The organism is Brevibacterium sp. UCMA 11754 (assembly GCF_021532275.1).
GTDB lineage: Bacteria > Actinomycetota > Actinomycetes > Actinomycetales > Brevibacteriaceae > Brevibacterium.
In genome coordinates this window covers 32,704-53,352 of the sequence record NZ_JACBOT010000036.1, presented here as the reverse complement: position 1 = coordinate 53,352, position 20,649 = coordinate 32,704, and the positions used below count along the sequence as shown (strand labels likewise).

Sequence of the window (20,649 nt, the reverse complement as noted above, 5' to 3'; positions counted from 1 at the left end):
CCCCTGACGCAGGAGAGGGTCCGACGTTCGACTGCGGCATCAGACCGAGGCGCCGTTGTCCCCGTCGGGCGAACGGTTGGTCGGGAGATGAAAGAACAGGCCGACTGCTCCACCGAGGCCGACTGCAATGCCGATCAACAGAAACCAGCCGGGCAGTGGGCGGAAGAAGATCGCACCGAGTACCAACAGCAGGACGGCGCCGAACGTCGCGACCACAGAGAGCATCAGAGTCGGCGAGGCGGTGCGCCAGCCGATGGGTTCCGCTGGCCCGGGCTCCCAGCCCTCTTCCTCTTCGAGCCTCTCCCTGACCTCTTCGACAGGCATGTCACCCATCATGGCGCTGGGCTCTGCTATCTGATTGACGAGATCCTCCCAGTGACTGTCACTGATGCGCGAAGAATCGCCGAGCCGCTCGGACTCGGGAACCTCATCACGCCAGTTCTCGTTCTTCTCGTCGTCCATGTCCTCTATCAGCAATCTTCTTGGTGTCTCTATTCCCCGGTTCCGGGGGTTCCTGCCGGGAAACGATCGGCGGATGTCGCCTTGTCCAGGATCGCCTCGGCGATGGTGTCCGCGTCATTGTCCAAGGTGGCTACGTGCTGGGATCGACGCAGAGATTGGATCGTCGGCCGCTGGGGCAGACGCGATCGCAAGGTTCGAAAGGTCCGCGGCCCGACCACACTGTCGCGGCCGGAGACGAAGAGGGTGACTGGGCATTCGATCCGCCAGAGGTCCTCGCGAAGAGTTCTCTGTGCCGAAGCGAACGAGGCGATAGCTGCGACAGGGGTGCGATCGTAAGCGTATTCGCAGCGATCCGGATGTGCGATGTCGCCGGCGATCGCCGGCACAGAGGCGACCACGTGTTTGAGGACGGGCAGAAACGGTGTCAGCGGGGAATCGATGTGAAGGGCAGGATTGATCAACACGAGCTCGTCAGGAGGGGAGTCCCCGGCGCCCAGTGCCAATGCCAGGGCACCACCCATTGACAGACCTGCCACCACCACCCGGGTGTGAGTTCGAGACAGTGCCTGAAGCTCCGCCTTCGCTGCGTCGAGCCATTCGGACCAGGGCGTGGAATTGAGGTCCTGCCACCGAGTGCCGTGGCCCGGAAGCAGCGGCACGCTGACGCTGATTCCATGATGGCTCAAGCTGCGGGCGATGGGGAACCACGCGGCCGGAGAACCGGTGATCCCATGGAGAAACAGCACCGCAGACGCAGAGTCCGGGACAATCTGCCGGTAAGGTGCAGTCGGCACCGATTGTGGTGAGTAGTCGATCTCCATAGGTTCAGCATGGCATGAATGTGCGTTGATGGTGTCGATATATGATGTCCGAGGACGACAAAGAGTCGTGACAGGGAAGGGTGCTCGTGTTCTACTGGTTTCTCAAGCGAGTCGTGGCCGGACCCATTCTGCGGATCCTCTTCCGTCCCTGGGTGCGCGGGTTGGACAACCTCCCGTCTGACGGACCCGCGATCATCGCGGGAAACCACAATCACTTCATGGATTCGATCTTCGTCCCTCTTCTAGCACCCCGACCTGTCGTCTATCTGGCGAAGAAGGACTATTTCACCGGTCGCGGCCTCAAGGGTGCCGTCACCCGGTGGTTCTTCAAACTCAACAACCAACTGCCGATGGACAGAGCCGGGGGTTCCGGTTCTCAGGCCTCGCTGGAATCCGGGCTCAAGGTTCTGAGAGAGGGGAACTCTCTGGGCATCTATCCGGAGGGCACACGTTCACCGGACGGCAAGCTCTACCGCGGCCGCACGGGCGTCGCCCGCCTAGTCCTCGAATCTGGTGCCCCGGTGATTCCCGTCGCGATCATCGGCACCGACAAGATTCAGCCTCCTGGACGTCTGATCCCGAAGTTTCGACGGGTCGGAATAGTCTTCGGATCCGCCATGGATTTCTCGAAGTACGAGGGCCTTCCCAATGACAGGTTCCTGCTGCGATCCGTCACCGACGAGATCATGTACGAGATCATGCGGCTCTCCGGCCAGGAGTACGTCGACAAGTACGCGTCGACCGTCAAAACGAAGCTCCTGACCAGCGCCAAGCCCAAGAAGGCCGAGGATCGGAAGTCCGAGGATGACAAGCCGCAGGGTTCCACTGGTGCCAAGGACGACCAAGCGCAGCGCGAGACCGATTGAGCGGGCTCTCAGATGGGTATCGAACGGTCAGTCTGTGCGTGAATCATGTGTTCGAATACTGCGATAACGGCGACACGCGCAAATTGTTACCTTGAGGTGTTTGTCCTGGAAGGCCCGGGAGAATAGCTTGGAGATGTTGAATCCCACTGTAGGTTCGCTGAGAAGAGAGCTAGAATGGTTATGTTCTCTGCTCTTCAAAGCGACCTCGCTTCCCCCAGGGACTATAAGGAGGAGTCGGTGTGAACCGCTCAAGTCATGAAAGCGTCGAGCCGACGCCAATACCACCAGCCGCCCAAGGACTGTTGTTCGACGACGATCTGCCAGTCCTCGATGAGGAGGCCGGCTACCGCGGCCCGACCGTGTGCAAAGTCGTCGGCATCAGCTACCGCCGCCTCGACTATTGGGCGCGCACCGACCTGGTGACCCCGTCGATTCGCAACGCGACGGGATCGGGCAGCCAGCGGCTCTACAGCTTCCGTGACATCCTCGTTCTCAAGATCGTCAAGCGGCTTCTCGACACAGGCGTCGGGTTGCAGTCGATCCGCACTGCGGTCGACCACCTGCGTTCGCGTGGTGTCCGGGACCTCTCTCAGATCACTCTGATGTCCGATGGGGCCAGCGTCTTCGAATGCACCTCACCCGATGAGGTCGTTGATCTTCTGCAGGGCGGGCAGGGCGTCTTCGGCATTGCCGTCGGGCGTGTCTGGAATGAGGTTGAAGGCAGCCTCTCCGAACTGCCGAGCGAACGTCTTCCCGAAGATGATTCCGCTGTCATCGAAATGGATGAGCTCGCCCAGCGAAGAGCACAGAAGCTCGGCTGAACAGCTGATCGCCCGGATATCGGGCAGTCCCTGACCGGGACACCATGGGGGATTGATGAGTGTGGCCCGTCCGGGAGGACGGGCCACACTCATATTCATCAAGAAGAATCAGGCTTCGCCGCGAGGCATCTCGGCATCACAACAGACTCGGCACCCAATTCCGTCAATGACCGCAGCTTGAATAGACCCAGGGCTTGAACAGACCCAGAGTCTGATGGCTCAAGAGTTTGAGGCTGAAGGAAATGAGCGGGAAGACTCACGGACGAGCCAGCTGTCACAGGACCCAGCTGTCACAGGACGTGGCGTTCGACGCCTACTGCTGCTTCGGTCCTACTACTTCGGGGTGCTGCGCGAACGGATGTTCTCCGAGCGCAGAGCGCGTTCCAGCAGGGTGTCGAATGAAGTCGCAACTTCCTCCGCCGGCTTCCCGGGCCACGTGTGAATTGGACGGGCAGAACCCTGAGCCTGCTGCATCACGGCACGTTCGGCCAATGGCGGATTGAGCACCAACGGCCCGAACATCTCCCGCATCTCAGTGATGCGATAGTCATGTTCGTTCGAACCGGCGCGAACTCGGTTCACTACGAGACCCAGTGGCTGGATATCCGAAGTTCCTCGCTGGCGCAGTTCGTCTGCCGCCCGCAGGGCGCGATCCGCGGCTGCTACGGAGAACAGGCTGGGCTCGGTCACCACCGCAACCCGATTGCTGGCCGTCCACGCCGTGCGTGTGAGCCCGTTGAGACTCGGCGGACAGTCGATGAGAACCAGACGGTACCCTTTGGCAACGCGACTCAGTGCGTCCTCAAGGCGCCGGAGGTACCTCTCGGACAATGAGGGTCGATCGAACTCCGCAGCTCTGGGGGAGCCGGAGATCACGTCGAGCTGGCCGAGCTTGTCACCCACCCACCCGGAGGGGATGATCGCCTCGGACAGGATTTTCTGGGACTTGGGAGCAGCGAGCACATCGGCGATATCGACACGTGTCGAGGTCGGGACATCAAGGCCGGTCGAAGAGTCCGCTTGCGGATCCATGTCGACGACCAAGGTCGGAATTCCTCGGTTATATGCGGCCGAGGCAAGACCGAGTGTCACGGACGTCTTACCGACTCCGCCTTTGAGGCTGCTGATACTTAGGACAAGCACCCTCCTACGTTAACGTATCCAACCGGGCTGAGCAGTCACGACCACGCCGGGCGTGGCACCACAGTCGAAATCAGACCCCCTGTATTCGAGTGCTCTGGGTCACTTAGTAGAGTGGTTCCTCGACAGCCCGTCGACTATCGCCCCTAGGCGATCGATACAGAAGTGAGAGACACAGATGTTCTCTAAAGTTCTTGTGGCAAATCGTGGAGAGATCGCCGTTCGCGCATTCCGTGCAGCGTACGAACTCGGCGCCTCCACTGTCGCTGTTTTCCCCTATGAGGATCGGAACTCCGAACACCGAATGAAGGCCGATGAGGCCTACATGATCGGCCAAGAAGGCCACCCCGTCCGCGCGTACCTCAGCGTCGAAGAGATGCTGCGCGTCGCCAAGGAATCGGGAGCCGACGCCATCTACCCCGGCTACGGCTTCCTGTCGGAGAACCCCGACTTGGCGCGAGCCTGCCAGGAGGCAGGAATCACGTTCATCGGTCCCAAGGCCGACGTGCTCGAACTTGCCGGCAACAAGGTGCAGGCTCTGACTGCGGCACGCAATGCCGGTATTCCCGTGCTCGATTCGACCCGTCCCTCCGCTGACATCGCTCAGCTGCTGGCCGATGCGGACTCCATGGAGTACCCGCTCTTCGTCAAGGCTGTGGCCGGCGGCGGCGGACGCGGAATGCGCCGAGTTGCCGAGTCCTCACAGCTGGAGGATGCGCTCAAGGCTGCGATGCGCGAAGCCGAAGGCGCTTTCGGCGATCCCACGGTCTTCATCGAACAGGCCGTGCAGCGTCCGCGTCACATCGAGGTCCAGGTCCTTGCCGACAACGACTCGAATGCGATTCATCTCTTCGAACGCGACTGCTCTGTTCAGCGTCGTCATCAGAAGGTCGTCGAGATCGCACCGGCGCCGAACCTGGACCCGGCCATCGCCGACGCACTGCACGCAGATGCTCTGAAATTCGCTGCGGCACTGGGCTACCAGAACGCCGGAACCGTCGAGTTCCTCCTCGAGACCGACGGCCCGCGCAAGGGTCAGCACGTCTTCATCGAGATGAACCCGCGCATTCAAGTCGAACACACGGTGACAGAAGAGATCACTGACGTCGATCTGGTCGCGTCTCAGATGCGTGTCGCAGCAGGGGAGACCCTGGCAGAGATCGGCCTGGCTCAGGACGACATGCGAATCAAGGGTGCTGCCCTCCAGTGCCGCATCACCACTGAAGACCCGGCGAACGCCTTCCGTCCCGACACTGGAACCATCACTGCCTACCGTTCTGCCGGCGGCGCCGGTGTCAGGCTCGACGGTGGAACAGTCCACGCAGGAGCCGTAGTCAGCGCGCACTTCGACTCGATGCTGGTCAAACTCACTTGCCGTGGTCGCGACTTCGAGCAGGCAATCTCTCGTGCACGACGCGCCCTGGCCGAGTTCCGAATCCGCGGCGTATCGTCGAACATCGGGTTCCTGCGGGCCGTGCTCGAAGATGAGTCATTCATCGCCGGAGATCTCGCAACCTCATTCATCGAAGAGCGCCCACATCTGCTCGACGCTCGTGTCAGCGCGGATCGCGGTTCGAAGATCCTCGACTACCTGGCCGACGTCACCGTCAACCGTCCCAATGGCGATCCCCGCCTGCGCATCCGTCCGGGGGAGAAGCTTCCCGATATCGATCTCGACACGGATCCGACGCCTGGAAGCCGCGATCGGCTCCTCGAGGTCGGCCCGACCGGTTTCGCTCAGGCACTGCGGAGCCAGACTCCGTTGGCCGTCACGGACACCACATTCCGCGACGCTCACCAGTCTCTGCTGGCGACCCGAGTGCGCACCCGTGATCTGCTGGCCGTCGCCGGGCATGTGTCCCGGATGACGCCGGAGCTGCTCAGCATCGAAGCCTGGGGAGGTGCGACCTATGATGTGGCGCTGCGCTTCCTCGGCGAGGATCCCTGGGAGCGATTGGCCGCACTGCGCTCGGCTGTGCCCAACATCAATCTCCAGATGCTGCTGCGCGGTCGCAACACCGTCGGCTACACTCCGTACCCGACCCAGGTCACCGATGCCTTCGTCGATGAGGCTGCGCGCACCGGCATCGACATCTTCCGCATCTTCGACGCCCTCAACGACGTCGAACAGATGCGTCCGGCAATCGAGGCGGTTCGGGCCACGAACACCACCGTCGCCGAGGTTGCCCTGTGCTATACCTCCGACATCCTCGATCCGCGAGAAGAGCTCTACACGCTCGACTACTACCTGAAGCTCGCAGAAGAGATCGTCGCGGCCGGTGCCCATGTGCTCGCGATCAAGGACATGGCCGGACTCCTTCGCCCTGCCGCTGCGACGAAACTCGTCAAGGCGCTGCGGGAGAACTTCGACCTGCCTGTCCACGTCCACACCCACGACACCGCCGGTGGTCAGTTGGCCACGCTCTGCGCTGCAGCTGCAGCCGGTGCCGACGCGGTCGATGCGGCATCTGCCTCCATGGCCGGAACCACCAGTCAGCCGAGCCTGTCGGCACTGGTCGCAGCATTTGAGAACACCGAACGCGACACCCAGATCAGCCTGAACGCGGTCAGCGACCTCGAACCGTACTGGGAGTCCGTCCGGAAGGTCTATGCCCCATTCGAATCCGGGCTGGCCGGACCGACCGGCCGTGTCTACCGCCACGAGATCCCGGGTGGACAGCTGTCCAACCTGCGCCAGCAGGCCGTAGCGCTGGGTCTGGGGGAGCGGTTCGAGGATATCGAACGCATGTATGCGGCAGCGGACGCGATCCTCGGCCACCTCGTCAAGGTCACGCCCTCGTCCAAGGTCGTCGGCGACCTCGCGCTTCACCTCGTGGGCGCCGGCGTCGATCCTAAGGAGTTCGCAGAGAATCCGGACAAGTTCGACATTCCGGACTCGGTGATCGGCTTCCTCAACGGCGACCTCGGTGATCCTCCAGGCGGATGGCCCGAGCCGTTCCGCACGAAAGCCCTTGCAGGGCGCAAACACAAGGCTGTGTCCGAGGATCTCCCGGCAGAGGATGCTGCTGCCTTGGAGACGCCGGGCGCCGCACGTCAGGCCAAGCTCAATTCGCTTCTGTTCCCCGGACCGACCAGGGAGTTCGAGCAGATGCGAGCCAACTACGGCGACCTGTCCGTCGTTGAGACCTCGGAATACCTCTACGGTCTGACTGCGGGCGAGGAGCACGCGGTTGAGCTGTCGAAGGGCAAGGACCTCCTCATCGGGGTGCAGGCAATCAGCGGCACGGACGAGCGCGGCATGCGATCGGTGATGTTCACCCTCAACGGTCAGCTGCGACCGCTGCAGGTTCGCGACCGTGCGGTCGAAAGCGACGTCAAGACCGCGGAGAAGGCCGATCCGTCGAACTCCGGCCACGTGGCAAGCCCGTTCGCCGGCGTAGTCACACTGCAGGTCGCAGAGGGGGACCGGGTCGAAGCCGGCGCAACAGTCGCGACGATCGAGGCCATGAAGATGGAGGCCTCCATCACCACACAGACGGCCGGCACCGTCTCCCGAATCGCCATCGGCAACGTGCAGCAGCTTGAAGGCGGCGACCTCGTCGTGGTCATCGATGGCTGAGCGCGATATCCGCCTGTGGGGTGATCCGGTGCTGCGTAGTCCGTGCGCACCGGTCACCGTCTTCGACGAGGGGCTCAAGGCTTTGGCCCAGGACCTCGTGGACACGTCTCTGCCGGAGGGTCGGGCCGCTGTGGCGGCCCCGCAGATCGGTGTGGGCGTGCGGGCATTCGGCTATGACCTCGACGGCCGAACGGGGTATGTCATCAACCCCGAGGTCGTTGAGGTCGCAGGAGAGCTGCGCGACATCGAGGAAGGCTGTCTCTCGGTTCCGGGTCTGTTCTTCCCCACACCGCGCTACGAGTTCGCTCGTGTGCGCGGTGTGGACGCGGAGAACTCGCTGGTGGAGCTCTCCGGCACGGAGGTCTTCGCACAGATGCTCCAACACGAGGTCGCGCACCTCGACGGTCAGGTCTACGTTCAGACCCTGCCGAAGGAACGTCGGCGAGAGGCGATGAAGGCCATTCGCGGTTCCGATTGGTTCCTCGCCAGGCAGCCGTGACACATATGACGAACAGACACTTCAACAGAAGGAGCAGCAGATGAGCATTCAACGCACCGCAGTCATCGGAAGCGGACTCATGGGAGCCGGCATCGCCGAGGTGCTCGCGAAGTCGGGTCTCGACGTCATTGTCCGCGAGATCAACGACGAGGCCTCCGCAGCCGGCCGTGCTCGCATCGAGAAGTCACTGGCCCGTGCGGTCGAGAAGGGCAAACTCGATTCCGAGGCTCGTGACGCGGCCCTCGGCAGGCTGAGATTCACCACCGACATCGGCGAACTCTCCGATCGTCAGCTGGTCATTGAGGCCGCGAGTGAGAACGAGGACATCAAGAAGTCGATCTTCGCCGAACTCGACAAGGTCGTGACTGATCCTGAGGCGATCCTCGCTTCGAATACGTCGTCGATGCCGATCGTCCGGTTCGCACAGTCGACCTCACGTCCGGAGCGTGTTCTCGGGGTTCATTTCTTCAATCCGGCCCCGGTTCAGCCGCTCGTCGAGATCGTCTCCTCCGTGCTCACCGCCGATTCGGTGCGTGCGACGGTCACGGAGTTCGTCGCCGAGGTGCTCGGCAAGAATCCGATCCAGGCCCAGGACCGTCCCGGGTTCATCGTCAATGCGCTGCTCATCCCTTACCTGTGCAGCGCAATTCGCATGCTCGAGTCCGGGTTCGCCATCAAGGAAGACATCGATGCCGGAATGGTGGGCGGCTGCGCGCACCCGATGGGGCCGATCAAGCTTGCCGACATGGTGGGTCTTGACACGTGCCTGTATGCGGCTGAGAGCATCTATTCGGAGACCGGCGATCCTGCTGCCAAACCTCCGGTGCTGCTCTCACGCATGGTCGATGCCGGCCTGCTCGGAGTCAAATCCGGTCGCGGCTTCTACGAGTACTGAGGCCAGAGGCACCAGCACAGACGAAGAACTCCTGGTCGGTGATTGCACCGACCAGGAGTTCTTCGTATTCAGACTGCTCACCGCGAGCCGGAGGCTTCAGCCGGCGAGGAGCTTCTCATAGCTGGCCAGCTTCACACAGGCCACGAGCCCCTGCGCGGCCAATTCCACGTCTTCGACTGTCGGCATGGTCGGAGCGATGCGGATGACGTTGTTGTGTGGATCCACTCCATAGGGATGGGTGGCACCGGCCGGGGTCAGCTTGACTCCCGCCTCGGCGGCCAATTTGACGACCCGGTCCGCGGTGCCTTCCAGCGTCGTCAGGGTGATGAAGTAGCCGCCGTCCGGCTCAGTCCACTGCGCCAGTTCCTTGCCGCCCAGTTCCCGTTCCAAGGTGTCCAGCACAGCGTCGAACTTCGGTGCGATGATCTTCGCGTGCTGGCGCATGTGCTCCTCCACGCCCGCAGGATCGGAGAAGAAGCGCAGATGACGCAGCTGGTTGACCTTGTCGGGACCGATCGAGATCTTCGACAGATTCGCCCGGATCCAATCACTCGTCTCCGGACCCGCACCGAAGAAGGAGACACCGGCTCCCGCGTGGGTGATCTTCGACGTCGAGGCGAAGATCCACGGGCGTTCCGGGTGTCCGGCCTTGGCACAGATGTCGAGGATGTCGAGAACCTCGGGATGCTCGTCCCGGAGGTGGTGGAGTCCGTATGCGTTGTCCCACAGCAGCGTGAAATCGGGTGCCGCTGCCGGCATCGCAGCGAGCTCTTTCGCTCGTTCTTCGGTGATGGTGATGCCTGTCGGGTTCGAGTACATGGGCACCAACCACATGCCTTTGACCGTCTCGTCCTCTGCCAGACGCTGGGCCTCGGCGACGACTGGGCCTTCGGAGTCCATGGGGATGCTGAGGAGTTCGAAGCCCAGCGACTCGGCCAGCGTGAAGTGTCGGTCGTAGCCGGGGACCGGGCAGATGAGCTTGTGAGGTCCCTGGCCCCAGGGTCGTGAATCACCGACGGTGCCGTGCATGAGAGCAAAGGTCAGGGCCTGGGCCATGAGCGTCAGTGAGGCGTTGCCGCCAGCCAGCAATTGGTTCGCAGGGATCTTGAGCAGAGGGGAGAAGAGTTCACGCAGCTCGACGATTCCGTCCAATCCGCCGTAGTTGCGGGTATCGACTCCGCTGGGAGTCAAGACGTCATCGGGTGTCACCGCTGTCAGAAGGTCTGCCGCCAGGTCGAGTTGCGCGCTTGCCGGCTTGCCTCGGGTGATATCGAGTTTCAATCCGCGGGAAGCGAATTCCTCATAGGCGCCGGAAGCGCTCTCCAGCTCTGCCTGCAGCTCGGACGTGGGGGACATCGATGCTCCTTGTCACTGTTGTTTGACCGGTACGACCATCCTAGTCACTTCCCGGTCCAGGTGCGGGCAGCACCGCGGGCGCAAGGGGCTTTGACGACGAGTTAGAGTTGACCACGATCGATCAACTTCACGAGTCAGGGTGGGCGAACTGTGAGACCACGCGCGCAGGCAGCTCATGGACGCGACTTCGGCCAGCTGGCGGGCGTCTATGACGAAGTGCGTCCCCGGTATCCCGATGCCGCCATCAACTTGGTGAGCAGAGAGTGGAGCACTCTCGAGATCTGTGACCTGGGTGCTGGGACGGGCATTCTCAGCAGTGCGCTGCTTGACCGCGGTGCGAATGTGATCGCCATCGATCCCGACGAGGTGGCGTTGGCCAACAATCCCGCGCGAAGTCTCGTGGGCAGTGCAGAGGATACGGGTCTGCCCGACGCCTGTGTCGATATCGTCACCGTGGCACAGGCCTGGCACTGGTTTGACGAAGCGGCGGCTGCGACCGAGATCAAACGAATTCTACGGCCCCATGGGCATCTGATCATCCTCATCAATCAGCTCGATGTGCGTAGGGATTGGGTGCTGCGTCTGAGTCGGATCATGCACGCGGGCGACGTGTACCGTCCCGCGTACCGTCCGAGCCCTGCAGGCTTCGACCTCATCGACCATGAGTTGGTCGAATTCACCACGCCGCTCTCGTTCAGGGGCATCGTCGATCTGGCCAGGACCCGTTCCTATTGGCTGCGTTCGAACCAGACGACGAGGTCACGGGTCGAGTCGAATCTCCGTGAGTACTTCTCCGTCGAACGGCCTTTCGACGGTGAGCTTGACCTGCCGTACATGTGTCTGGCCTACGTTCTCCGGTCTCACGGCTGAGCCACAGCGAACTTCAGGGAGGACACATGCTCTCAGCCTGAAGAAGCGGGCCGCACCGATTGGTGCGACCCGCTTTCAACGGTTGAGCCGGTCGATCAGGCGCCAGCCGGATTCTCATCCTGCGCTGGAGAGGTTTCGACGACCTCGGTGACTCTGGTGGGGCTGGAGTGTGAGACGTTGATCTTGCGTGGACGAGCTTCTTCCGCCACGGGGATTGTCAGCGACAGCACGCCGTCTTGGTAGTCAGCCTGGATCCGGTCGAGTGCGACCCTGTTGCCGAGGGTGAGCTGGCGGGCGTAGGTGCCGGTCGTACGTTCCCGGGTCAGCCATTTCACATCCTTGTCCGCGACCTCGGACTGTCGCTGAGCGCGAACCGTCAGCGTACGATCCTCGACGTCGACATCGATGCTGGATGGATCCACACCCGGCATATCGATACGTGCGACGAAGACCTCTCCGTCGCGGTAGAGATCCATGGGAAGCGAAGTGGAGTTCGGGGTGCGAGTCACTTCCGAGAAGAATCGATCGAGGTCACGGATGGGGTCAAAACGTGTAGCCATGAGCTTCCTTTCATTAGGTCGTTACATTGAGTCAAACACACTCAACTTTGAAATGATTCCCATCTCATGAAATTCTCAGTCACGTGAGTCTCGTTCCGGTTCTTCTCGCCCTTGTTCCCGTCGCTGTCTTGATCATCGGCGGCAGCGGACTCAAACGACTCCCAGGTTTCACGAATTCCGAATTCTGGTCAGGAGCGGAGAAACTCGCCTACTATGTTCTGCTGCCCGTGCTGCTGTTCTCCTCGGTCGCCGAGGTCAGCGTCGCACATGTTCCGCTCGGGCGGCTGACGGCAGGCCTCATCGCCCCGACAGTGCTCATGTCGATCCTCATCATTGTGCTGCGCCGGTTCGTGGCTCGTGACCTGCCGTCCTTCACCTCGGTGCTGCAGGGTGGGATTCGATTCAACACGTATATAGGACTGTCGATATCGGCGAGTCTGTTCGGGGCCGAAGGCGGTGCCATGGCCGCCATCGTCGCGGCCGTTCTCGTACCAACGGTGAATATCGTATCCAGCCTCGGATTCGAGTTTCTGCGTACCGGCCCCAGCTCCATTGTCGGGATCCTCCGCGTCGTCGTAACGAATCCGCTGGTCATCGGGTGCGCGGCCGGGGGACTGTTCAATCTCACCGGCGCACAAGTTCCGGATGTCGTCGACTCGGTCCTGTCTCCGCTGGCAGCCGCGGCTCTGCCGGTCGGACTCCTGTGCGTCGGCGCGGGTCTGCGGCGGTTCCCGTTGCGGGCGCAGGTGGCCGCCATGGTCACTTCCACCGTGACCAAGCTCATCATCTTGCCTGCGCTGACCTTGCTCGGCCTGGTCCTGCTCGACGTTCCCACCACGCCTGCTCTGGTCGCCATGATCTTCCAGTCGATCGCCACGGCAAGTTCCGGTTATGTCATGGCCCGCCAGCTGGGTGGAAATTCGGAGCTGATGGCCGCCCTCATCGCGATGCAGACCGTTCTCATGCTTCTGACTCTTCCCTTTGTCCTGCTCGTCTCCCAAGCTGTGCTCGGAGCCTGAGGACACCGACTTCGTACCTAGAGAGCTGAGAGGGACGAGAGCGGCCGAACCCCACAATGGGGTCCGGCCGCTCTCAGCAGGTCCGACTGTGACCAACGGTCACTCGTCGATGATCAGATTCTGTCGATCACTCGTTGTCGGCCTTGATTTCAGGGTGACGTGATCCGAGCTCGGAATCGATCCGGAGCAGTCCGGAACCGCTGTCTGCGACATGGTCCAGGCGACCGATGATCTCCGAGATGGTCGATTCCTCTTCGACCTGCTCATCGATGAACCAGTGCAGGAGCGGCAGGACGTCGAGGTCGCCTTCCGACTGCGCGGTACGGTACAGATTGCGGATCGACTCGGAGACCTTCTCCTCATGTGCCAAAGCTGCCTTGAAGTAGTCGATGGGCTGTGAGCCCGAGACCTTCGGAGCAGCGATGTCACCGATCTGGGGAGCGAAGTCGCGATCCTGGCAGTGCTGGATGAACTTCGCGGCGTGGACCTGCTCCTCTTCGGACTGCGCACGCATCCAGCGGGTCATTCCGGGAAGGTCGAGGTCGTCGAGCTGGATGGACAGCTGCAGGTAGACCATCGACGCCTCGAGCTCGAGGGTGACCTGCTCGCCGAGGACCTTCTGCATAGCGGGGCTCAACTGCATATGTTTCTCCTTCGCGATACGAGACGGATTCATTCCGTCCTCATGTTCCATAGCCTGACACCTTTTCTAGAACGGTTCCAGTGTGGGAAGGCTCGGCAAACAATGATGAGGCATGGCATACCTGACCCAGCAGATTCGGCGAGATTGTCGATGCCGTGACTATGGACATGCAGCTCCGGCCGGTGCCAAGCTGGATCCATGCAGGATCGAATCGACGAACTCACGCAATGGCAGTCAGCCGACGACGCACTCCATGCACGATTCCTGACGGGATCCTTCGTCAGCGGAGTCACGTTCATCAACGCAATCGCCGACGCGGCGGAAGCCGCAGGCCACCACCCGGATGTGGACCTGCGGTTCCCACACGTGGACATCTCCCTGACCACTCACGATGCCGGGTCGATCACCGACAAGGACATCGATCTGGCCGCTGAGATCTCCCAGATCGCACAGGCTCAGGGCGTCGACACCGAGGGCTGAGGGTGGCGGCGATGGATCTGCGTCGCTGCTTCGAAGGCGTGCGCCATGCGCAGCAGATCCACGTCAGCACCCGGCTTCGCGACGAGCTGGACGCCTACCGGCAGCCCTGAGATCGAAAAGCCGGCAGGCACGGAGATCGCCGGGCAGCCGGTGGCCGAGATGAGACACAGGGCCCGCATCCAATCGAGATAGTTCTCGAGCCCGACCCCGTTGATCTCTGTGGGATATTCGATCGTCGAGTCGAACGGAAGTACTTGGCAGGTGGTGAGCACCAGGAGATCGTGCTCTCCGAAGAACCACTCGATCTCTCCATGCAGACGCGCACGAGCACGGTCGGCGGAGACCACCTCGGCGCCGGTGAGCTTGAGTCCCATCTCAATGTTCCAGACCACGGATTCCTTGATCTGATCCGGATGCTTCTCGAGCAGAGGACCCCAGGAATAGACGAAATCCAGCGCGCGACGAACGTTGAAGACCTCATCGGCATCGCCGAGGTTGGGGATCGTGTCGACGACGCCCGCCCCGAGTGAGGAGAGCACGTCGGCTGTGCCTGCCACGATCTCGTGCACCTCGCTCTCAACGGGAAGCAGCCCATTCAGGTCCGGGCTGAATCCGATCTTCACACCGCTGAGGTCTGGTTCGATGTCGGCTCCCAGGCCGAACTCGGGCAGATCGAAGACGCTGCCCGGCTCGCCGATCGAACGAGGTCCGCCAGGCTCTGGTCCGGCCGCCGCACTCATCGTCAGCGCCACATCGGAGACCGTGCGCGCCATGAAGCCGCTCTGTGCCAGCCATGCGAACGGGTTGCCGGGAAGCGTGTGCGGGATTCGCCCATTCGAGGGGCGGAAGCCCACGACATTGTTGAACGAGGCGGGGGAGCGCAGCGACCCTCCCATGTCCGAGCCATCTCCAGAGGCCTGGATGCCGGCGGCTAAGACTGCGCCGACTCCTCCGGATGAACCCGACGCAGATTTGGACGTGTCATAGGGATTGACCGTGGTGCCGAAGACCGGGTTAAAGGTGTGGGAACCCGCCGCGAATTCCGGAACGTTGGTCTTGCCCGTCGTGTTGACACCTGCGGCCTTGAGACGAGAGATGATCAGCGAGTCCGAGTCCGGAACGCGATCAGCCATGATGGGCGAGCCCCAGGTGGTGCGCAGTCCCGCGGTGTCGTGTGTGTCCTTGTGCGTCATCGGCACTCCGTGCAGCGGTCCGATCGGCTCGCCTTTTGCCACCGCCTCGTCAGCCGCGCCGGCACGTGCCAGCGCGGCTTCGTCATCACGGGTGACAACCGCATTGATGGCCGGGTTGAGGGCATCGATGCGGGCCAGATGATCGTTGAGAGCCTCCCGGGCGGAGATCTCCTTCGTCGCGATCTTGGCTGCCAACTCACGGGTGGACAACCAGCGCAGTTCCTCGCTCACCGACTCACTTCCCAACTGTGCTGAGAACGGCACTCAGACCCGCACGAATACCGGTCTCCAGAGTGGTTTCGACATCATCGGGGGCGAAGAACGGGGAGTGATTTCCTGCTGGTGATTCGTCACCGTCGAACTTGGCCGGGGAGTACCCGCCGAAGAACCAGTACACGTATGGCACGTCGATGTCGTCACCGAAGGCTCCGAAGTCCTCGCTGCCTGTTACGGCCCGGTCCAGGTGCACCTGTTCCTGACCGAGTTCGGCTCCGAGCACGTCGAGAAATTGGTCCGTTGCTGCAGGGTCGTTGTAGCAGCGCGGGAAGCGGTACATCTCTTCGATGATCGGCTCGGGAGCTCCGGAGGCCTGAGCTTCTGCGACGATGATCCGTTCGACGCGGTTGAGGACGACCTCACGTACCTCCTCGTTGAAGGTGCGGATGTTGAGTTTGAATTCGGCGGAGTCGGGAATGATGTTCTCCTTCAGACCGCCGTGGAAGGTGCCCACTGTGACCACAGCCATGTCGCGACCTGAGATCTCTCGCGACACGATGGACTGCAGCCGAGTGATCATGTAGGCGCCGAGGACGATCGGGTCGACTGAGCTCTCAGGCTGTGAGCCATGCGCCTGCTTGCCCCTGACTGTGACTTTGAGACAGTCGGACATCGCCATGGCGGTCTCCTTGGCCACGTAGATGTGTCCGGCCTTGCCGGGCCACACATGCTGTCCGTAGATGACCTCCGGCTTGACGATCGATTCCCAGAGACCATCGTCGAGCATGGCCCGTGCACCCTCGCCGGTCTCTTCGCCCGGCTGGAAGATCATGACCACGCTTCCTGACCACAGATCCTTGTGCTCGACGAGGTAGCGGGCAACATACAGTCCGACGGTGATGTGCGTGTCGTGGCCGCAGCCGTGCATGACCTTTGTTGTCGACCCGTCGGGAAGTGTTCCCTCCGCGGTCGAGGCGTAGTCGTATCCGGTGTCTTCGGTAATCGGCAGTCCGTCGGTGTCGGCCCGGTAGGCCACGACAGGTCCTTCGCCGTTCTCGATGACGCTGACGATGCCGGTGCCGCCGAAGGTGTGGGTCTCAAGCCCCAGAGCTTCGAGTGTGTAACGAATGGTGGCGGCTGTCTGAGTCTCCTGCATGGACAGCTCAGGCGTGCGATGGAAGTCCTTGTAGTCAGCGACTGTCTGAGCGAGGTTGGCCGAAATGGCGTCCCTGAGGGAGGTATTGAGCGACATGATGTCCTTTCACTGTGGGTGTCTTCGATGATCTCAGGTAGTGGGGGCTGAGCGCCGAGGTGATCGTCAGTTGATCCCGACGTTGTCGCCGTCGCTCGGCCCCGTCTTGTCGGTCATGGCTTTGTTGCGTGTGAACCAGGTGATGGCGATCGTCACGATGACGACTATGGCAACATCGCCTGAGGCCAGTACCGGGACGAGCGGAATGAGGACGAGTATGACGAGAGCGGCCGCGCCCAAAGCGATGAGCGTGGATTTGACCTGTCTGAGTGAGGCGATGAGCTGAACCGTGACTCCGCCGAGGATGGCCGGCAGGATGTAGAGCTTGGCCACGAGTGTCACCGGCTCGGGGATGATCGAGACCAGCCAGGTGCCGAGGATTCCGACGAAGAGCACCATGGATGCCACGTGGATCAACGCTGCGCCGCAGATGGCCATGGTCGCGGCATATTCGCCCTTTCGTGTGCCCGGCTTCACTCCGATGGTGTCCTGGGCGACGATCGCCGACGGCAGCAGCTTGTTCGAGATGTTGCCGATCAGGAATGCCTGGTACATGCCGGCCGGTCCCAGGATCGGGAAGTAGGTCAGCGGTTCGACGATGTAGAAGACGCCGTAGACGGCGAATACGGCCAGAAATCCCTTGAGGATCTCACCGAGGTTGACGTTCGCATCCGCAACGAACAGGAGGTAGAACGGCACCGAGGTGGCGATGAGGAACCCGACGAACAGCGTGAGAGAGCCCCACTTCGTCGTCGTCCGCTCGAAGGCCGCGTGTGAGGGTGACGTGATGATGTTCGACATGATGTTCTCCTCAGGCTTCGGGTGCACCGAGACCGGCATAGTGGGCGAAATAGGACGCAATCAGGCCCACAAGCAGGGAGATTCCAAGTCCCCATTCCTTGAGCCACGGCTGTTTCAAGGTCTTGGCGAGGAAGAGACAGATCGTCATCACCACGGCGGAGACGAGGATCGCGATGACGTGCGTCGGCGATTTCGGGAGCTCCCGGAACGTCAGCGCGGCGAAGGCCGCGAGCAGTGCCGCGCCAGGGATGATGGACATCAGTGCAGGGTTGACCTTCTCGAGCTTGTGGGAGCTGCGTTTGAAGACCGGAGTCAAGAGCAAGGTCGAGATCATCCACCCGGCCCCCGAGAGGCTCATCGCCATGAGTGCGACGATGAAGACGCCGCGAGTGAAAGTCTCATCGCCGAGACTCGAGCCCATGGTGCCGGCTGCGATCGAGGCCGAGGCGACCTCCGTGGCCGCGGAGCCGATGAGACCGACGCGGACGATGACCGGGGGAGTGCCGAAGAGGGGCAGCAGGGCGATGGCGACGAGGACCACGGACAACGAGGGTCCGATCGCCGCAACTCCACCGGCTCTGAAAGCCGACTTGACCTCCTGTTGGCTCATTCCGGCCGATTCGGCGTTCTTCTTTACCGCACTCATATAGATGAGTGACTGGACGACGACGACACCCATGACTGCCATTGCCAGAATCCAGAGAACTGGGGCGTTCGCGAGGCCGAGATAATCGGCCGATCCACTTGCCATCACCATAGCGGGGCTCCTCACTTCCTTGTCGGAGTTGCTCACAGTGAGCGATCCACATCGTTGTGGTCTGCATCACTTGTGTCAGTAACGTATACCGAGTTGGGGGCTGAATGGCCATCTGCGAGCCGACTTCCCGATAGGCGAGAATAGAGTTCTCGATGACGGTCATCAGTGAATTCGATGGGTGACCCCTCGAGGACATCATCGACGTGAAGGATGACTTGAACAATGAACGATCCGGACATTGACACGTACCTCGATCGAGCGGAGGTCTGTTGGGTGACAGCGCTTTCGCGAGCCTCGGTCGGCGACCTGGGCTCGATTAGCGGATGCCCCGACTGGACGAGCGGTGAGCTGATCAATCATCTGATCGGCGGGGGCCTGCGCTATGCCAAACTGCTCGCGCAGAAGCCGCCGGAAGAGGTTGAGGCCACGCGAGGACAGAACCACCTCGGCGAGGATCTTCTCGAATCCTTCTGGACACATGAACGGGAGTTCCGAAGAATCGCGGGGGAGTGCGACCTCGACGCACAGGTGCCACATAGGATCGGGCCGCTGCCCGGTCACCAGTTGCTGCGGATGCGCATTCTCGAACTCGCTCTCCATGCGGCCGATCTCTCTGTCGGCACAGGTGCCGAGTGGCCGATCGATGACGGGCTCGCTGAGTACATGTGTGTCGAACTCGGTGAGCTCATTGGGCATCTGGGGTCAGTCGGTGGCTACGCACCTGCTCAACAGAGCGCTCGTATACACGAGAACACTCAGGTTTCCTACGCCGAGCGTGTGCTGAATATCTCCGGTCGGACAGGCTCAGTCAGCGCCGTGCTGCCACCACGCAGTTCCGGCCGGTGACCTCTCTGCCAGGAACCGGCCCTCAATAGCGCTGCGGTGCGCGTCCGCGCACCAGATCCTTGTCTCTGTCCGGGTCGGCGAAGATGAGGGTCAGGACTGCGCCGAGCGCGGAGGCAAGCCCAAGTGTTTGAAAGGCCGTCGCATAGCCGAGACCGGGCGTCGCGGCGGCATCGACGATGAGCCCGGTGACATACGGGCCGATCAGTCCGCCGATGGCCATGAGCGCCAGGAAGATCCCCAGGGTACCTGCCGTCTGCCTGGGCGGGCAGATCTCCGAGATGGCTGCGTTGCACAGAGGCAGGACCACCACGCCGACACCGTACCCGATGGACACAATGGCAACGGCGCCGGGCGAACTTGAGATCGAGGGCAGGAAGAAGAGTATTCCGCCGCCGAGGACCACGCAGATCGAGGGAGCCACGATGCGCACGAGCCGTGATGACCAACCCTTGGCCAAGAGCCGATCGGAGAGCAGAGTCCCGCCGATGAGGCTGACCAGTCCGGCGACCGAGGGAATGGCCAGCATGGATCCGGACTGGAGTCGGCTGTATCCGAGGCCGACCTCGAAATAGGACGGCAGCCAGGTGAGGACGACGGTCACGAGGGCGTAGATGCTGGCGACCAGGAAGGCTCCGCTGATGAACGTCCTGGTCAGCAGAATCCTGCGCCAGGGAACCCGCGGCTCTTCGTCGGGATCCACCGAATTCTTCGTCGCCTTCGCTGGGATATAGGGCCCGACCTCCCAATGCCGGGTCCAGAAGAAGCACCAGACGACGCCGAGAACGGCCATCGTGATCAGCGCGCTGCGCCAGCCGAAGGTGACCGAGAAGTAGGCGAGCAGCGGGGCCAGAGCGATCTTGGAAATCGAGGCAGCGCTGGCAAGCAGCGCCCCGGGGAATCCGCGCTTCGCCGGAGTGTGCCAGGAATAGGTGGCAGTGTGGATAAGAGCAGAACTCGGGCCTTCAGCGAAGCCGAGCAGCATTCGTGAGACGACCAGGACTCCGAACGTGGCGGCGAAGACCATCGGCAGCATCGCGAAGGCCCAGACAATGGCCAGGACGATGAGAACGGTGCGCAGAGACAACCATTTGTTCAGCGCCCCTGCGAAGAATCCACCGACCGTGAAGGCAAAGAAGAACAGGCTGCCCACGAGCCCGATCTGCGAAGCACTGATGTCCAGTTCATCCTTGAGGGACTGGGCGATGATGCCGAACGCTGCCTTGTCACCGTAGTTGACGACATACAGGACGACCAGCAGCGCAGTCAGCGACCATGCCTTGCGGCGGGACTCTGTGCCAGGAGCAGCAGCTGAGGCTGGGGGAGCGGAGAGCTTTGATGAGACCATGATGCTTCCTTGCGTCGTGGTGGCGATCGTCACAATCGCCCCTGCTTCAACGGGGTCGATCACATTCACCATAGTGAACGTTCGTTAGAAACGTCAATCGGTGAACGAAGATTCCGCAGGGGAGTGAACGACGCCTCGGCCGGCAAGCAGTCAGGCCAAATCGCCTCTCAGCAACGTGCCACCCAGCAGCCGCGTCGCATACCATGCAGGTCACGGCGACTCAATGA

At 61.9% G+C, this 20,649-nt stretch carries 20 protein-coding genes; 9 read left to right on the top strand and 11 right to left on the bottom strand.

The window, feature by feature from the left end; genetic code table 11:
• Nucleotides 1–39: 39 nt before the first annotated feature.
• Nucleotides 40–462 carry a hypothetical protein gene (locus HX613_RS20420; RefSeq protein ID WP_235347000.1) on the bottom strand — a complete coding sequence of 141 codons (423 nt, stop codon included), beginning with the start codon at nucleotides 460–462 and terminating at the stop codon, nucleotides 40–42.
• A gap of 29 nt (nucleotides 463–491) precedes the next feature.
• The gene (locus HX613_RS20415) at nucleotides 492–1,283 is read right to left on the bottom strand and encodes an alpha/beta hydrolase (protein ID WP_235346999.1); all 792 of its coding nucleotides are present in this window, start codon (nucleotides 1,281–1,283) and stop codon (nucleotides 492–494) included.
• Between the two features lie 86 nt (nucleotides 1,284–1,369).
• Here HX613_RS20415 and HX613_RS20410 point away from each other — a divergent pair, with 86 nt between their 5' ends.
• On the top strand, nucleotides 1,370–2,149 hold the full coding sequence (locus HX613_RS20410) for a lysophospholipid acyltransferase family protein (protein ID WP_235346998.1): 780 nt from the start codon (nucleotides 1,370–1,372) through the stop codon (nucleotides 2,147–2,149).
• Nucleotides 2,150–2,388: 239 nt separating this feature from the next.
• Complete coding sequence (locus HX613_RS20405; protein ID WP_198396151.1) at nucleotides 2,389–2,970, top strand: MerR family transcriptional regulator; 582 nt, start codon at nucleotides 2,389–2,391, stop codon at nucleotides 2,968–2,970.
• A 333-nt stretch (nucleotides 2,971–3,303) separates the two neighbouring features.
• Here HX613_RS20405 and HX613_RS20400 read toward each other — a convergent pair whose 3' ends face one another.
• Complete coding sequence (locus tag HX613_RS20400) at nucleotides 3,304–4,113, bottom strand: ParA family protein (protein WP_235346997.1); 810 nt, start codon at nucleotides 4,111–4,113, stop codon at nucleotides 3,304–3,306.
• Nucleotides 4,114–4,288: 175 nt separating this feature from the next.
• Here HX613_RS20400 and HX613_RS20395 point away from each other — a divergent pair, with 175 nt between their 5' ends.
• From HX613_RS20395 to HX613_RS20385, 3 genes are read left to right on the top strand one after another with little or no spacing between them, the layout of a single operon-like run.
• Nucleotides 4,289–7,690, top strand: a complete 3,402-nt coding sequence (locus tag HX613_RS20395) for a pyruvate carboxylase (RefSeq protein ID WP_235346996.1) — start codon at nucleotides 4,289–4,291, stop codon at nucleotides 7,688–7,690.
• The gene (locus HX613_RS20390; protein ID WP_235346995.1) at nucleotides 7,683–8,189 is read left to right on the top strand and encodes a peptide deformylase; all 507 of its coding nucleotides are present in this window, start codon (nucleotides 7,683–7,685) and stop codon (nucleotides 8,187–8,189) included. Before HX613_RS20395 ends, HX613_RS20390 begins: the two co-directional genes overlap by 8 nt.
• A gap of 40 nt (nucleotides 8,190–8,229) precedes the next feature.
• On the top strand, nucleotides 8,230–9,084 hold the full coding sequence (locus tag HX613_RS20385) for a 3-hydroxybutyryl-CoA dehydrogenase (protein ID WP_235346994.1): 855 nt from the start codon (nucleotides 8,230–8,232) through the stop codon (nucleotides 9,082–9,084).
• Between the two features lie 96 nt (nucleotides 9,085–9,180).
• On the opposite strand, the gene HX613_RS20380 is transcribed toward HX613_RS20385, so the two are convergent.
• Nucleotides 9,181–10,440, bottom strand: coding sequence for an aminotransferase class I/II-fold pyridoxal phosphate-dependent enzyme (locus HX613_RS20380; RefSeq protein ID WP_235346993.1), 1,260 nt, complete (start codon nucleotides 10,438–10,440; stop codon nucleotides 9,181–9,183).
• A gap of 150 nt (nucleotides 10,441–10,590) precedes the next feature.
• On the opposite strand from HX613_RS20380, the gene HX613_RS20375 reads away from it, so the two are divergent.
• Nucleotides 10,591–11,310: a class I SAM-dependent methyltransferase gene (locus tag HX613_RS20375; protein WP_235346992.1), complete on the top strand. Its 720-nt coding sequence runs from the start codon at nucleotides 10,591–10,593 to the stop codon at nucleotides 11,308–11,310.
• A gap of 95 nt (nucleotides 11,311–11,405) precedes the next feature.
• Here the strand turns inward: HX613_RS20375 and HX613_RS20370 are convergent, their stop codons facing one another.
• Nucleotides 11,406–11,870 carry an Hsp20/alpha crystallin family protein gene (locus HX613_RS20370; protein WP_235346991.1) on the bottom strand — a complete coding sequence of 155 codons (465 nt, stop codon included), beginning with the start codon at nucleotides 11,868–11,870 and terminating at the stop codon, nucleotides 11,406–11,408.
• Nucleotides 11,871–11,953: 83 nt separating this feature from the next.
• Between HX613_RS20370 and HX613_RS20365 the strand changes: the two genes are divergently transcribed.
• Nucleotides 11,954–12,889: an AEC family transporter gene (locus HX613_RS20365; protein ID WP_235346990.1), complete on the top strand. Its 936-nt coding sequence runs from the start codon at nucleotides 11,954–11,956 to the stop codon at nucleotides 12,887–12,889.
• A 127-nt stretch (nucleotides 12,890–13,016) separates the two neighbouring features.
• On the opposite strand, the gene HX613_RS20360 is transcribed toward HX613_RS20365, so the two are convergent.
• Nucleotides 13,017–13,532 (bottom strand): ferritin, encoded by a 516-nt coding sequence (locus HX613_RS20360; RefSeq protein WP_235346989.1) that lies wholly within the window; start codon nucleotides 13,530–13,532, stop codon nucleotides 13,017–13,019.
• Between the two features lie 198 nt (nucleotides 13,533–13,730).
• On the opposite strand from HX613_RS20360, the gene HX613_RS20355 reads away from it, so the two are divergent.
• On the top strand, nucleotides 13,731–14,012 hold the full coding sequence (locus tag HX613_RS20355; RefSeq protein WP_235346988.1) for a 4a-hydroxytetrahydrobiopterin dehydratase: 282 nt from the start codon (nucleotides 13,731–13,733) through the stop codon (nucleotides 14,010–14,012).
• Here HX613_RS20355 and HX613_RS20350 read toward each other — a convergent pair.
• From HX613_RS20350 to HX613_RS20335, 4 genes are all read right to left on the bottom strand, one after another.
• On the bottom strand, nucleotides 13,988–15,436 hold the full coding sequence (locus HX613_RS20350) for an amidase (RefSeq protein ID WP_235346987.1): 1,449 nt from the start codon (nucleotides 15,434–15,436) through the stop codon (nucleotides 13,988–13,990). The two genes, HX613_RS20355 and HX613_RS20350, sit on opposite strands and share 25 nt — an antisense overlap.
• A 4-nt stretch (nucleotides 15,437–15,440) precedes the next feature.
• Nucleotides 15,441–16,673, bottom strand: a complete 1,233-nt coding sequence (locus HX613_RS20345; protein ID WP_235346986.1) for an amidohydrolase — start codon at nucleotides 16,671–16,673, stop codon at nucleotides 15,441–15,443.
• A 66-nt stretch (nucleotides 16,674–16,739) separates the two neighbouring features.
• On the bottom strand, nucleotides 16,740–17,474 hold the full coding sequence (locus tag HX613_RS20340) for a hypothetical protein (protein ID WP_235346985.1): 735 nt from the start codon (nucleotides 17,472–17,474) through the stop codon (nucleotides 16,740–16,742).
• 10 nt (nucleotides 17,475–17,484) lie between these two features.
• Nucleotides 17,485–18,231, bottom strand: a complete 747-nt coding sequence (locus HX613_RS20335) for a DUF5058 family protein (protein WP_235346984.1) — start codon at nucleotides 18,229–18,231, stop codon at nucleotides 17,485–17,487.
• A gap of 273 nt (nucleotides 18,232–18,504) precedes the next feature.
• Between HX613_RS20335 and HX613_RS20330 the strand changes: the two genes are divergently transcribed.
• Nucleotides 18,505–19,077 carry a maleylpyruvate isomerase N-terminal domain-containing protein gene (locus HX613_RS20330; protein WP_235346983.1) on the top strand — a complete coding sequence of 191 codons (573 nt, stop codon included), beginning with the start codon at nucleotides 18,505–18,507 and terminating at the stop codon, nucleotides 19,075–19,077.
• 22 nt (nucleotides 19,078–19,099) lie between these two features.
• Here the strand turns inward: HX613_RS20330 and HX613_RS20325 are convergent, their stop codons facing one another.
• Entirely contained in the window at nucleotides 19,100–20,422 is a 1,323-nt protein-coding gene (locus HX613_RS20325) for an MFS transporter (RefSeq protein WP_235346982.1), read from the bottom strand.
• Nucleotides 20,423–20,649 lie beyond the last annotated feature (227 nt).

Excerpts from the sequence above, each read along its gene's own strand:
- HX613_RS20420 (WP_235347000.1), bottom strand. The coding sequence starts at position 462 with ATGGACGACGAGAAGAACGAGAACTGGCGTGATGAGGTTCCCGAGTCC.
- HX613_RS20415 (WP_235346999.1), bottom strand. The coding sequence starts at position 1,283 with ATGGAGATCGACTACTCACCACAATCGGTGCCGACTGCACCTTACCGG.
- HX613_RS20395 (WP_235346996.1), top strand. The coding sequence starts at position 4,289 with ATGTTCTCTAAAGTTCTTGTGGCAAATCGTGGAGAGATCGCCGTTCGC.
- HX613_RS20390 (WP_235346995.1), top strand. The coding sequence starts at position 7,683 with ATGGCTGAGCGCGATATCCGCCTGTGGGGTGATCCGGTGCTGCGTAGT.
- HX613_RS20385 (WP_235346994.1), top strand. The coding sequence starts at position 8,230 with ATGAGCATTCAACGCACCGCAGTCATCGGAAGCGGACTCATGGGAGCC.
- HX613_RS20380 (WP_235346993.1), bottom strand. The coding sequence starts at position 10,440 with ATGTCCCCCACGTCCGAGCTGCAGGCAGAGCTGGAGAGCGCTTCCGGC.
- HX613_RS20370 (WP_235346991.1), bottom strand. The coding sequence starts at position 11,870 with ATGGCTACACGTTTTGACCCCATCCGTGACCTCGATCGATTCTTCTCG.
- HX613_RS20360 (WP_235346989.1), bottom strand. The coding sequence starts at position 13,532 with ATGCAGTTGAGCCCCGCTATGCAGAAGGTCCTCGGCGAGCAGGTCACC.
- HX613_RS20355 (WP_235346988.1), top strand. The coding sequence starts at position 13,731 with ATGCAGGATCGAATCGACGAACTCACGCAATGGCAGTCAGCCGACGAC.
- HX613_RS20345 (WP_235346986.1), bottom strand. The coding sequence starts at position 16,673 with ATGTCGCTCAATACCTCCCTCAGGGACGCCATTTCGGCCAACCTCGCT.
- HX613_RS20340 (WP_235346985.1), bottom strand. The coding sequence starts at position 17,474 with ATGTCGAACATCATCACGTCACCCTCACACGCGGCCTTCGAGCGGACG.
- HX613_RS20335 (WP_235346984.1), bottom strand. The coding sequence starts at position 18,231 with ATGGTGATGGCAAGTGGATCGGCCGATTATCTCGGCCTCGCGAACGCC.
- HX613_RS20325 (WP_235346982.1), bottom strand. The coding sequence starts at position 20,422 with ATGGTCTCATCAAAGCTCTCCGCTCCCCCAGCCTCAGCTGCTGCTCCT.